This window comes from Streptomyces sp. NPDC107517 (genome assembly GCF_055582645.1).
This window is the reverse complement of sequence record NZ_JBVJPM010000073.1, coordinates 1-12264: the sequence shown is the minus strand read 5'-3', so window position 1 is coordinate 12264 and position 12264 is coordinate 1. Positions and strand designations below refer to the sequence as shown.

Genomic DNA, 12264 nt, shown 5'->3' with positions numbered 1-12264 from the left:
GGCCGCCGGACTGGCGGTATCGGCCTGCGGAGCGCCGGTAAGACCAGAATCCGTTCTGGCACAGCGCGAAGAAGCAGGAAGCCACGGATTCCCGATCGAACCTTGTGCCGCGTAGCGGCACAGCAACGATCGAGAAGGCCAGAATCCTCGGGCTTCAGCCCGAGGAGCAAGTCAACGCAAGAACGCCACCGAAGACCCCACCTCCGCGGCACGCCCCCAGGCCCGCTTCGACATGAGCACCCCCGCCAACCAGCGCAAGCTCGACGCCGTCGAACAGCTCGCGCTCCTGGCGGAGAAGGCGGATCTCACCCTGATCGAGCTGGCCGTCGCCTTCGTCATCAACCACCCCGGCGTCACCTCAGCGATCATCGGCCCGCGCACCATGGACCAGCTGGAGGCATTCCTGCCCGCCGCCGCGGTCACGCTGTCGTCCGACGTGCTCGACGCCATCGACGAGATCGTCGCGCCCGGCGTCACGGTCAACCCGGTCGACAACAGTTACAGCGACTTCGAACTGCGCGCCGACCAGCGACGCCGCTGACGCGCCCCGACTGGCCGGTCACGCCGGGCCGGCACCGGCGTCACGCGACCACGGGAGGCGCCATTCGGCGTCCTGACGCACACGTGCCGCGGTATGACCCGCGGTAGGTGGCCTCACTCGGCCGGGTCCGCGGTGGCCTGGTACTGGTCTGCCGCCCAGGAGGCGAGGATGCGCAGGCCGTCGTGGGTGGATCGCCGAATTCGGCGGTTCACCCAACGAGCTGTTGGGCGGGATCGTTGCTGGCGGTGAGGGTGTCCCAGAGCGACCGATAGAAGTTCGACACGACGTGCTGTCCCACAGCCTTGTCCTGCGGGGCCGCCGCCGTGCCGGTCAGGAGCAGTCGAGGCCGTGCGAGCCGGGGAGCAAAGTGGAGGCCTCGGGAGCGCGCGTCGGCTGGGGACGAGCTCACCACCCCTCTCGTGCATCGTGCTGGCAGGGCGGCGTCAGAGACGGCGGGCCAACAGGTCCAGCAGGGCCGTCCAGTGACGCTCGGCGGCCTCCTGGTTGTAGCTGAAGGTGTCGGCCTGGGTGTAGCCGTGCTGGGCGTTGGTGTAGACCTCGTTCCGGTGGCGGACTCCGGCGTCGGTGAGGGCTGCACCCAGGCAGTTGATCTGTTCGGCCGGGTTGGCCTCGTCGTGGTCGGCGTGCCCGAGGTACAGCTCGGCGGTGATGCGGTCGGCAAGGAGGTGCGGGCTGTCCGGCGCGTCGGTCGCCAGGTACGCGCCGTGGAATCCGGCTGCGGCTGCGACGCGGTCCGGATATGTCCCGGCAGTGCGCAGGGCAAGCCCGGCGCCCATGCAGTAGCCGGTGAGCCCGATGGGGCCCTCGGTGGTTGATGGGGATGCGGCCAGCCAGTCGAGATAGGCGGCCGCGTCCCGTATCGCCCGCTCGGGTGTGAGCGTCTGTGCGGCCGGCGTGATGCCCTGGATGACGTCCGCCCGCTTGTCGTGGCTGATGAACTCGGGCAACTCCGTGATGGGGGCCTTGCCGTGGCGGTAGAAGACGTTGGGCACCAGCACGGTGTATCCGGCCGCGGCGAGCCGGTCGGCCATGGATTTCAGGTGCGGCCGCAGTCCGAACGCGTCCATGTAGAAGAGGACGGCGGGGTGCGAATGGCCGTCCGCGGGCTGGACCAGGTAGGCGTCGGCGGTTCCGTCGGGGGTGGGGATGTCAACGGATGATCCCTGCACGGGAAGGCTCACGAAAGGTCCTTGGTAAAGGAGGGAAGGTGTCGGCGGGGCGTCGTCGGCCTGAGCTGACGGTTCCTGGCCCCGGCAGTGGTTTGCGGGCATGCGCGTACTCACCACACCGGCACGCTGTAGCGGTTCTCAGCGAGAACGTGCACCTGGCAGGCCCACTCGAACTGCTATCGGGCGGCGGCGTAGCTGTCGATCGCTGCGGCGAGGCGCCTGGCGTCGCGCTCGTCGTCGGGGCCCTGATTGACGGAGACCGTCTTGGAGCCCCGGTGGGCGTTGCGTCCGCCGGGCGGATCGGCGATCAGGGCGATGATCGACGGAATGGCCTTGTCGGGCTCTTCTCCGATGACGGGAGTGAGCAGGGCCATGGTCCACTTCATCATCGGCTTCATGTCGCCGGCGTGGCTGGTCTTGACGAGGAACTTCGGTCCCCAGGTGACGTAACTGACCTTCGGGTTGCGCGTGGCGAGGATGCCGAGGAGTTCGTTCGCGCGGCGCTGCTGGGCGTTGGATTTGTTGAGGGTGAAGCCGCCCTTCTCCGATTCGAGGTCGTCGAAGTCGATCGCGTCGAGCTTGGTGCCGGGCACCGCCGTATTGAGGACGATGGGCCGGGCGGCCGCCGCGAGAAGGGGGGCGAGGCCGGTGACCATGAGGTACTTGGAGACGAAGAACAGCACCCAGGACGCCTCGTGGCCCTCGGCGGTGACGTGGCGGTGCTGGCGTACGAACGATGCCGCGAGGATGAGCGCGTCGATCTTCTTGTAGCGGTCCTTGAGCTGTTCCACCACGTCGGTGCTGTCGGCGATCAGGGACAGGTCGGCGCGGATGAAGTCCGCGTGGTCGACGGCCATCGACACGCCTTGGGCGGTGAGTTCGGCCACCAGCACGTCGAACTTGGGCTTGCTGCGGCCGACGACGACCACCTGGTCGCCTTGGCGCAGGTAGCGGCGTGCCAGCGCCGCCCCGATGCCGTCGGTTCCGCCGGTGATGACCACCGTCTTCATGTTTGCCTCCTTAGGCAGTCCGTTTCGTTCACGGTCTGGGTTTGCTTCTGGTGCGCCGCAGCCATGACGCGAGCGCACGCGCATTCGGAAGGAGGGGCACCGACGGCCTGGTCTCAGGATCTTGACTCTCGGCCTCGATGACATGTGCAGGCGGCAGGCGCCCCCAGCCGCACCGATAGCGGCGGGCCCGCGTCCTGAGTGATCAGGCGGCGGCGCGGCCGGTGGCCTTGGCGGCTGCCGCCTTGCCCTTGACGAGGGCCTCCTCGTGAGTCCTGGCCTTGGACGCCTCGGCAAGCGGGATCAGCTCGGCCATGGCCGGGTTCTGGGGAGCCATGGTCAGCTCGGGGACGATGAATTCCACCTCGAGGCCGACCATGCCGCCGAGGACCGCCTGAAGGTAGTTCTGCACGTACTCGAAGCCCTCGCGCGGGGTTCCCGGTGCATACGAGCCGCCGCGGCTGGCTACCACGTACGCGGGGACGCCCTTGAGCGGGGACGCTTCGTTGGAGAAGGTGCGCCCGAGGAGGACCACGTTGTCTACCCAGGTCTTGAGCGTGGCGGGAACCGTGAGGTTGTACATCGGGGCGCCCATGAGCACGGTGTCCGCGCTCTCCAGCTCCTCGATCAGGGCCAGCCTCGGCGCGAAAGCCGCCGTCTGCTCGGGGGTGCGCTCAGCGGGATCGGTGAATGCGGCCGTCGCGGCGTGCGTGCTCAGGTACGGCAGCGGCTCGGCGGCGAGGTCGCGGTAGATGACCGTGCCGTCGGGGTGCTGCGCCTGCCAGGCCTTGCGGAAGGCGGCCGTGACCGAGCGGGAGGCCGAAGCGGACTCGGGAAGTACGGCGGAGTCGATGTGCAGCAGGGTTGCCATGGGATAACTCCGAAAACAGGTGAAGACAAGGAAACGGGGATGGGACGAGCGGCGGTCATGGTGGAGCCGCTCCGGGGGCGTGGGGGCAGGTCCAGCGAAGGGGGACTGCCCCCCACGCAGCGCCGCCGGTTACGCGGTGCCGCCGTCCAGCGGGCTCCACGCGGTCGCAGGGGCCGGGGTCAGTTCCACCGGGTGGGCCTGCTCGATGCGGTCGCGCTTGGTGTACATGTCCCAGTAGTGCTCGGCGAGCTGGTCCGGGTGCACGGTGGGGAAGTCCGCGAGGTCGCCGTCCGGCACCGCGGCCTCCTGGCCGGCTGCCGCCTGCTCGGCCGTCTCGCTGTTCAGGATCAACGCGGCCACGGTGAGGGTGCCCGCGTAGACGCCCGCGCCGGCCACCTCCCCGTTCAGGGAGTACAGCCAGTTCCGGGCAGCGGCCATGACCGGGCCCGGGCCGCTGAGCTGGGGGACCGGCTGGACGGCCGAGTAACCGGTGGTCATCAGGAAGGCGCCATCGCCGCGCTCGGTCATCTCCGGCAGCACGGCTTGGGCCACCTCCACCGGGGTGAGCAGCAGGAGGGGCACGAAGCTCTCCAGGGTGGCCGCGTCCAGCTGGGTGGCCGGAGTGAAGGACGTGCTGCCGCCGATCGGGGCGTACTCGACGACGTCGATACGGCCGAAACGGGCGCGGATGGCGTCGATCAGGGCGGGAACCGAGGCGGGGTCGGACAGGTCGGCGGGGAAGGCAGCAGCCTCAATGCCCTCATCCGCGAGCTGGGCGACCAGGGCGTCCAGGCGGTCCTTGCGGCGGGCCACCAGCGCGACACGGAAGCCTTCCCGGCCGAACCGGCGGGCGACGGACGCGCCCAGGCCGGTACCGGCACCGAAGACGGCGATCACCTTCGACATGAGGTGCTCCTTCTTGCTCCAGAGTTATATTGACCAAGCGGTCAACTTTCGCTTCGACCCTAACACCTAACTTGACCCTGCGGTCAAATTAGGTGGCTGGGCGAGATGCGACCATGGACGGCGAACACACGACCAGGAGGAATAGCGGATGCGGGCCGACGCACAGCGCAACGCGGACAAACTGCGGACAGCGGCGGCCGAGCTGTTCAGCGAACGCGGACTGAACGCCCCGCTCAAAGAGATCGCCCGCCGGGCGGGCGTGAGCCACGGCACCCTGTACAACCTCTTCGGCAGCCGCGAGGCACTCATCGACGAAGTGGTCGCCGACCTGGCCTCCGAGCGGCTCGGACAGGTCGCCCAGCAGGCGCTGACCGTAGAAGACGCCTGGGACGGATTCGCGTACTACATCGAGAAACTCTGCGAGCTGCAGGCCACCGACCCCGCGATCAGCGACGTGGTCGCCGGCCGCTACCCCGACGCCGAACGCCTGATGGCCGTCTGTGCACGCTCCCACGACGCCGCCGAGCGCATCATCGAACGCGCCCAGCAAGCCGGCACCCTGCGCCCCGACTTCACCGGCGAGGACCTGCTGTTCATCCTCGGCACCAACGCCCTGCTGGCCCGCGCCGCCAAGGACACCGCCCCCGACGCCTGGCGCCGCGGCGTCGCCTTCATGCTCGACGGCCTGCGCACCGAGGCCGCCCACCCGCTCCCCACCGCCCCGCTCACCCCCGAGCAGCTCTACGCGATCATGGGCAACCTCACCGGCACACCGTGACGGATCCGCGCCGGCCTCAGCAGGACGACCTAGTTTTCGCGCAGCACCCGAGGGCTGGCCGTGCAGATCGCCACAGCGATGCGATCGAGCGTGGTCAGCTCTGAAGCGAGCGGAGCAGCACGCGCCTCGCGAGGCTTACGCACATCAGGCCGATGCAGGCTGAATCGGGGTGATCGGCGGCGTTGCCACCTGCCTGGCTCGCAAGCCAGAGCGCAGTTGCGACCCCGCACGTCGTCAATCGACGCAGTACGGGGGCGGGAGGAGTGGCTTGTCGACGGTTCGCCCCACCATTGGCACGGAGCGAAGGCCGCCGTCCTCAGCCGCAGGTGCTCGACGCGATGGAGCTCGACATCGCGGCAGCGCCACGTGCGACGACGGCGAGCAGGCCGTTGTCCGTCGCAGTGGGCATGCGGCGGTATCCGAGTTCGGCCAGTGCAAATGGGCTGTGTCCGAACAGGCTGATTCCCTGACGAGCCCCGGCAGGGTACGCGATGATCGCCACTTCGGACGGTGAGGGAGGGGTCATGGACAAAGGCAAGCGGATCACCGGTGCGGCGCGCGACAAGCTCGCCGCCGAGCTGAAGGCTGCATACGAAAGCGGCGCTTCCATCCGGAGCATCGCGGACAGCGCCGGCCGGTCGTACGGCTTCGTGCACCTCATCCTCACCGAGGCAGGCGTCACCCTGCGCCAACGCGGCGGCGGCATTTGCAACAAGTCCACGTCCTGACGGTCCGCCCCCGCCTGCGCCGGCGCGCTCGACCGGGCTGGCGGTAATTGCACAATGCGCCACGGCCGGGTCGGCCTTGATCCGTGCCGAGTGCCGCACCGCGGCGGCGCTGGCGGCGCACCGTGGTGGGTATGGCGCGCCCCTTCGCGTTACCCCGGCACGGCTGCTGCGTCCTGTGAGCATGCGAGCACGGAGGACCCCGCCTCACATTTGCCGGCGCCCGGGCCTTGTCTGCTGGGCGCGGCCTCCGCGACCGGCTTGAGGGCCTCATTCGAGGAGGCTCGGTTGCGAGGCATTCGGACCCGCCTGGGGCTGTGGCTGGCCTATAGTGGCTCTATGGCTACGACGACGATTCAGGTGCCGCGTGAAGTCCGTGATCATCTGGCGGAGCTGGCCCGGGAGCGGGGGCTGAGCCTGGGGCAGCTGGTCGAGGCGCTCGCCGCTGAGCAGCCGACTGCGGCGCAGCGCGCGGAGCGGCTGGCCGCGGACCGGGAGGTCGTGCGGCGCCTGATCGGGATCGACCTGAGTGACGAGGAGTTCGACCAGGCCCCTGATGTTCTCGGCAACATCTACAAGATCGCCGCCGAGAAGGCCCGCACCGCCCGGGACACCGCCGCGTGATCGTCCTCGACACCGGCGCCGTCAAGGCCCTCGCCACCGGGCACAAGGCGCTGAACCTGCTCGCCGGAAACATGGCCACCACTCCCGGCGACCAGCTCCGCATCCCCGCCCTGAGCCTGATGCAGGCCGAAGCCGACGAGGAACACCTGCACCGCCGCGTCCTGGCGTTCTCTTCCGTTGTCGTCGACCCGCTCGACACCGTGGCCGCCGCCACCGTCGGCACGATGATCCGTGACGGCTACGGCAGTCCCGACACCTGCCACGCTCTGTACTGCGCCCTGCCCCGCGCGGAGTTCACCGGCATGTCGATCCTGCTCACCGAGGACGAGCAGCGATATCCGCCCGGCGTCGTCACCGTCGACATCAACGCGCCCGGCATGCTCGGCTTCCACTGACCGTAGAACCCCAGGGTGACGTCCTGGCGCGTCTCGTCGGTGACGGATTATCCCGGTCCGGTGGTCCCCGAGTCGGATTTCGGGCCGACCGAACTTCCCGCCGTCGACAGCCGTCATTCGTCCCATACCTCGAGCGGCTCTGAAACCACCCTCGCGCGATGCGCCGTTGTCTGCCCTTCGGGTGGTTCGCAACGCTCGATGTATCCGTCAAGCGTTGGTATGCGTTGAAGCGAACATGGATGCAAACGAGCACACCGCTGTCGCGGACCTGATCCCGACTCAGGGTGATGCAGCGCGGCGTCTGGCGATTCTTACCCTCGACGAAGCCCGTGACCTGCTGCGCCTGCTCCAACTCATCGAGAGCGAAGGGGCGGACGAGTTGTCGCAGGAGGCGGACTGGTTCGCCCGCGGGATCGCCGCACGCATTCCGTCGGGCAACTAGCGCGCAGACGGTGGTTCACGCTCGGGGGGGGGAACTTCGGCCGTGCCACAAGCGCGGGCACCAACTGACAACGACACACCGGACCGGGCCACCGCATCCCACTGCGGCGGCCCGGTCGAGCAGAGGCGGTTGTATGAAGCTCTTGAGCGGCGCCGCAGGCCCACGCAGGACCGGATCGGGTAACCACCCACGGACAGCCGCGGCGGCGCTGTTGTGCGCGGCGCTGCTCCCCGGCGCTGTCGCGGCGTGCGACGCCGGCAGCAGCTCGGACAGCGCGGCGCGAACAGGCGCGTCGACCAGCGGCCAAGTTCCCCTCAGGTCCCGAGCCCACCAGGTCCGATTTCTGCATGTCGCAGTGCGAGAGGTCCTTCACCACGATCCAGGAGCCTTCACGCAAGGGCTGGAGTTCCGCGGCGCCACCCTCTACGAAAGTACGGGCCTTACCGGCCGGTCCTCGCTGCGCGCCGGACCACCCGGTAAGCCACCCACTGTCTACGCCAAGCTGTCGGCGCCACTGTTCGGCGAGGGCATTACGGTGTCCGGTGCCCGACTCTGGCAACTCACCTGGCACGACGGCATCGCCATCGAGCGTGACCCCATCACCCTCACAGAACGCCGCCGCGTCACCTACCAAGGCGAGGGATGGGGTCTGTGTCATCAACGCGTCGTCGGACGTGAAACGCTGGTGATGAGCGACGGCACCGACCGGCTCACCTTCCGCGACCCCGACACCTTCAAGGTGACAGGCGGCATCAGCGTGCGCCAGGGCGGCCAACCGGTAACCGGGCTCAACGAACTGGAATGTGCATCTGACGGCTTGGTATACGCGAACGTCTACCCAACGGACACGATCCTGCGGATCGACCCGCACACCGGCACCGTCACCGCTCGCATCGACGCCAGCGGGCTGCTGACACCGTCCGAACGCCGCAGGGCCCAGGCACTCAACGGTATCGCCGCCGTGCCGGGCACCAACCAATTCCTGATCACCGGCAAGCTCTGGCCCCACATGTTCAAGGTCACCTTCGTCCCTTGAGCGACCCGGGCCTGCCGGAGACCATGCCCGGCTGGAAGGCCGAACCACGTGCCGAGAGGCGGTCCCGACTCCCGGCGATCGGGACCGCCTCCCGGACGCCCATGCGCCCAACTCGACACATCTGTCGTCCCGTTGGCAGGAAATCCATGAACGGGGAACACCCGGGCCTGTTCCATCGGCTGGGGCTCCCCGTGGTCAGGAGAGCCGGTCTCAGCTGGTCTCTCCGGTTGAGCTGCCGGGCCGGGGCGGCGTCTTCGGCAGGTCAAGGTCTGCCGAAGACGCCACAAGCCAGGCGTTGTTGCTTGCGCCGCAGCTCGGTGCGGCCGGTCACCCTCGGCGTCGCAGCGAATCGCTGTTTCTCGGGCGGCCGGTCCAGGTGATGTTCATGCCAGGGCTGCTCCACCCTCAGCAATACCCCTGTCCGTGAACACGTCGAGGTTCACGGACGGTTGATCCGTCAGCGGGCCGGGCCGGGCCGGGCCGAGGCGGCAGGTTCAGGCCTTCGGCGTGGCGTTCACCACGACCTTCGCGGAGTTGTTCTTCGTCTCCGGGTCGAAGGCGAACTCCCCGAAGACGGGGCGCACCACGACCGGTCCAGTGGCGTCCTGCACCACGGTGTCCACACGCAGCTGGAAGGCGAAGGCACGCTCGGTGTTCTCCGACACCCAGTACGGCAGGTTGCAGTCGTAGCGCGGGGCTCCCACCCGGTTCGGGTAGTAGCCGCCGGTCAGCGTGCGCGGGCGGCACTCCGTGGGGGCGTCGGAGACGGTCGTTCCCTGCGGTACCCGGAATTCGACGACTGCGGCCGGGTCGCCGGAGCCCAGGTTGCCGAACCAGGCGGGGCCCTTGTTCTGGAACCGAACCTCGGCAGTGACCGTCTCGCCGGCGCTGCCCGTGACGTCGGTGCCGCGCACCGCGAAGTCGGCCGTGTTGTCGGCAACTACCTCCTGCGCCACGTAGTTGTCGTCGCTGTCGATGTCGGTGACGCCGCCCGCCGGGTCCACGCTGAGGTCGAGCCGTTCGTACAGCGCCTTGTCGTTGACGGCGACCACCAGTTGCTCGGGCAGCTCGACGTGGGCTCCCGGGGCGATCTCGTCGTCGAAGGTGCACGTGGCGTGCGTCATCGGCGCGTACTCGCCATCGCCCTCGTCCTTGCGGTACGTGCACTGCGGGTACGAGGTGACGAAGTCCAGGCCGTAGGAGGCGCTCATCTTCAGGGTGTAGCCGTGCGCCGTCTCGTTGCCCTCGTTGGTCACGCTGACCGGCCGCGGAAGGTTGGAGCCCGGCTGCACGCCCTCCGCCTTGCCGGGGTCGTTGAGCGCGAGGTCCGGGCCCGACGCCACCGTCACCGTGGTGCTGAAGCCCTGCGGCGACTTCATCGTGCCGGACGGCGTGGTGGCCGTCGCCGTGTACGTGACAGTGCCCTGCGCGCCCTTCAGCGCGCCGGTGGCGGCCCGGATCCCCAGGTGCACGGCGTCGACGTTGGTCACCGGGATCTCGCCGTCGACCGTGCACACCGCGACGGTGCCCTCGGGCGTGCAGTTCGCCGGCCAGATGATGTCAGCCACTCCGGCGAGTCCGGAGACGTCGATCGTCAACCGCCCGTCGGTGACCGAGACGTTGCTGTTGTCGTGGTAGAGCCCGAGGTCGAGTGAGCGGGCCGGGGCCTCGCCGCCGTCGACGCCGAGCGGCACGTTCAGCTCGTACGGCGACTGGATCCACAGCGTGTCGGAGGCCGCTGCGGTCCCAGCTCCCAGGCCGATCACGAACAGGCCCGCGGCCGCGGTACCGCACGCTCCCAGCCGCAGGGCGCGGCCGACGGAGGCTCTGTGCATTGCATCCCCCAAGGGGTGTCGGGGAGCCGGACGCTCCAACTCCTCGACAAGTAGACGATCTTGAAGGGGAAAGGTTGTACCGCTGTTGATCACGGCCGCGTCGACCGGCGACGAGCGCGGTGGCCACCCCTCAATCCGCAGGACTGGAACGGGCAGGGACTGTCCGTCGTCTGGCTCGGGTTCGTCGGGTGAGAAGACGCTGGAGGAGCAATACGACGGCTGCCGGCCAAACCGCGGTACGGGCCGAGGACGTTGATGCCGAACCCGAATTCTGGCTCTGCTCGGAGTTCGTGACGTGATGCGACTCGGTGCCGGCTGGGGCGGCCACGATCGAATGTCATACGGACCGGCTCAGGAACCGTTCCTCCAGATCTCGCGTGTCCTTCGTTGTGCCGACTGTTGCTGAGGGGGACTGGATGCGAGTTCGGACGCTGGTGAGCGTGGCGGTATTGACTTGCGTGGCGCTGGCCGCGTGCGCGTGCGGTCCGGAGAAATCGGAAGACGACACGTCCACGGCCGCGAAGCCTTCGCAGTCGTCCGAATCGGCGCGGCCCGAAGAACCGTCGGCCACGCCGTCCGCGTCCCCTCGGACCGAGAAGCCGTCGGCCGAGCCGACCGGGGACCAGCCCGTGCCCAGGACGAAGGCGGGCGCGATCAAGCGGTACGAGCAGTACCTCCATGCTGTGGGCCGTGAGGACATCGACACGGTCTGCGAAGTGGCCGGGCCCGCCGCGAAGCAGGCAGAGGACCAGGGGTTCGGCCCGTGCACGTCGACGTTCGTCGTCACGTTCCAGATGATCTCGCCTGCGCAGAAGAAGGCCCTGCGAACCGCGACGGTCGACCCGCAGCGCGTCGCTGTGCTGGCCCCCGACAAGGTCGAGATCCCGACCGAAGCGATCAGGGCCTCCGTCACCTTCTCCGAGAGTGAACTCGGCAGCAGCACCCTGGAGTACCTCAAGAGCAATTGGTACATCACCGACTGAAAGTCGATCGACCGCAGGCCGCGCCAGGTTCTACCGAGCACAGGGCCAGCACGTCAGGTGGCGAGTCGTACGTGACGGCGTCGCATGGTCCGGTGGTGGCAGGTACGACCCGTCATGCCGCGGTGCCGGGGCGGTCGACTTCGGTATGCCGAGCGCGCCAGTTGCTTGGTTCGGCTCGGCCTCGGTGTCATGGACGCCGAGGCCGGTCCGAGCGGCTAGGCCGTGTTTTAGAAGTCGCTGGTGTGCTGGGTGGGCCGTCCGGGAATATTGCGGGCGGCCATCCAGATGGTGAGGTCGCGGGCGATGGGGTCGATGCTGGTCTCGGTGACGACGGCGTGTTCGCGGCGGGTGGTGTCGCGGCGGACGACTTCGTAGCCGCCTTCGTCCAGGACCGCGACGGAGGCGAACCAGGCCGGGTCGTCTTCATCGGGCTGGATCACGACGAAGGTGTTGTCTGAGTCGTTGAGGTCGTCGATCAGCATGAACAGCGCGTCCTCGGACGGGTCATCGATGTGGTCGCCGCATTCACTCTCGGCCCGGTAGTACGCAGCCCTCATCAGCTCTGTCTCCCCTCAACCCGCTGACCTGATCGCGGCCAGGATGACACGGGGGACCGTCACTCCTGACAGGTCACAGCCATTCGTTGATCGCGGCGATGAGGGCAGCGGCTTCGAAACGGACCGCGAGCTTGTCGAACCGACAGGCCACTGCCCGGTTGCGCTTCAGCCTGTTGATGCCGCACTCGACCGCGTGCCTGGCCTTGTAGTCCTCGCGGTCAAAGGCCGGAGGTCGCCCGCCAGATATCCCCCGCCGCCTGCGGTGGCCCGCTTGGTCGGCGGTTACGTCCAAGGAAGTGGTGTACCGGTTCCCACCTGATCCGGGTGTTTGTTCCGGCGTCGGGGTGAGGGTCCGGATATGAGAACGGCCACCG

Annotated in this window: 13 protein-coding genes and 2 pseudogenes; 8 read left to right on the top strand and 7 right to left on the bottom strand. The window is 68.5% G+C overall.

Features of this window, described 5'->3' with window-relative positions; all coding sequences use genetic code 11:
- Window positions 1-199: 199 nt before the first annotated feature.
- Window positions 200-541 (top strand): annotated as a pseudogene (locus ACZ67T_RS45745) (aldo/keto reductase); the annotation flags it as partial.
- Window positions 542-984: 443 nt separating this feature from the next.
- Here ACZ67T_RS45745 and ACZ67T_RS45740 read toward each other — a convergent pair.
- From ACZ67T_RS45740 to ACZ67T_RS45725, 4 genes are all read right to left on the bottom strand, one after another.
- A complete protein-coding gene (locus ACZ67T_RS45740) occupies window positions 985-1743 on the bottom strand; it encodes a dienelactone hydrolase family protein (RefSeq protein ID WP_469992930.1) in 759 nt (252 codons plus the stop codon).
- A 164-nt stretch (window positions 1744-1907) separates the two neighbouring features.
- Window positions 1908-2741, bottom strand: coding sequence for an SDR family NAD(P)-dependent oxidoreductase (locus ACZ67T_RS45735; protein ID WP_469992928.1), 834 nt, complete (start codon window positions 2739-2741; stop codon window positions 1908-1910).
- A gap of 202 nt (window positions 2742-2943) precedes the next feature.
- Window positions 2944-3609 carry an FMN-dependent NADH-azoreductase gene (locus ACZ67T_RS45730; protein ID WP_469992926.1) on the bottom strand — a complete coding sequence of 222 codons (666 nt, stop codon included), beginning with the start codon at window positions 3607-3609 and terminating at the stop codon, window positions 2944-2946.
- A gap of 129 nt (window positions 3610-3738) precedes the next feature.
- Window positions 3739-4515: an SDR family NAD(P)-dependent oxidoreductase gene (locus ACZ67T_RS45725; protein ID WP_469992924.1), complete on the bottom strand. Its 777-nt coding sequence runs from the start codon at window positions 4513-4515 to the stop codon at window positions 3739-3741.
- 148 nt (window positions 4516-4663) lie between these two features.
- Between ACZ67T_RS45725 and ACZ67T_RS45720 the strand changes: the two genes are divergently transcribed.
- The 6 genes from ACZ67T_RS45720 to ACZ67T_RS45695 all read left to right on the top strand — a co-directional run bounded on the left by ACZ67T_RS45720 (window position 4664) and on the right by ACZ67T_RS45695 (window position 8515).
- Window positions 4664-5293, top strand: a complete 630-nt coding sequence (locus tag ACZ67T_RS45720) for a TetR/AcrR family transcriptional regulator (RefSeq protein ID WP_469992923.1) — start codon at window positions 4664-4666, stop codon at window positions 5291-5293.
- Window positions 5294-5817: 524 nt separating this feature from the next.
- Complete coding sequence (locus ACZ67T_RS45715; protein ID WP_469992921.1) at window positions 5818-6021, top strand: helix-turn-helix domain-containing protein; 204 nt, start codon at window positions 5818-5820, stop codon at window positions 6019-6021.
- 336 nt (window positions 6022-6357) lie between these two features.
- Window positions 6358-6642, top strand: coding sequence for a hypothetical protein (locus tag ACZ67T_RS45710; RefSeq protein WP_469992920.1), 285 nt, complete (start codon window positions 6358-6360; stop codon window positions 6640-6642).
- Window positions 6639-7037 carry a hypothetical protein gene (locus ACZ67T_RS45705; protein ID WP_469992918.1) on the top strand — a complete coding sequence of 133 codons (399 nt, stop codon included), beginning with the start codon at window positions 6639-6641 and terminating at the stop codon, window positions 7035-7037. Before ACZ67T_RS45710 ends, ACZ67T_RS45705 begins: the two co-directional genes overlap by 4 nt.
- A 235-nt stretch (window positions 7038-7272) precedes the next feature.
- Entirely contained in the window at window positions 7273-7479 is a 207-nt protein-coding gene (locus ACZ67T_RS45700; RefSeq protein WP_469992917.1) for a DUF6417 family protein, read from the top strand.
- A gap of 211 nt (window positions 7480-7690) precedes the next feature.
- Window positions 7691-8515, top strand: a complete 825-nt coding sequence (locus ACZ67T_RS45695) for a glutaminyl-peptide cyclotransferase (RefSeq protein ID WP_469992932.1) — start codon at window positions 7691-7693, stop codon at window positions 8513-8515.
- Window positions 8516-9009: 494 nt separating this feature from the next.
- On the opposite strand, the gene ACZ67T_RS45690 is transcribed toward ACZ67T_RS45695, so the two are convergent.
- On the bottom strand, window positions 9010-10350 hold the full coding sequence (locus ACZ67T_RS45690; protein WP_469992915.1) for a COG1361 family protein: 1341 nt from the start codon (window positions 10348-10350) through the stop codon (window positions 9010-9012).
- Window positions 10351-10979: 629 nt separating this feature from the next.
- Here ACZ67T_RS45690 and ACZ67T_RS45685 point away from each other — a divergent pair.
- The gene (locus ACZ67T_RS45685) at window positions 10980-11333 is read left to right on the top strand and encodes a hypothetical protein (protein WP_469992913.1); all 354 of its coding nucleotides are present in this window, start codon (window positions 10980-10982) and stop codon (window positions 11331-11333) included.
- 227 nt (window positions 11334-11560) lie between these two features.
- Here ACZ67T_RS45685 and ACZ67T_RS45680 read toward each other — a convergent pair whose 3' ends face one another.
- Window positions 11561-11890, bottom strand: a complete 330-nt coding sequence (locus ACZ67T_RS45680) for a hypothetical protein (RefSeq protein WP_469992911.1) — start codon at window positions 11888-11890, stop codon at window positions 11561-11563.
- A 73-nt stretch (window positions 11891-11963) separates the two neighbouring features.
- Window positions 11964-12264, bottom strand: a pseudogene (locus ACZ67T_RS45675) (IS5 family transposase); the annotation flags it as partial.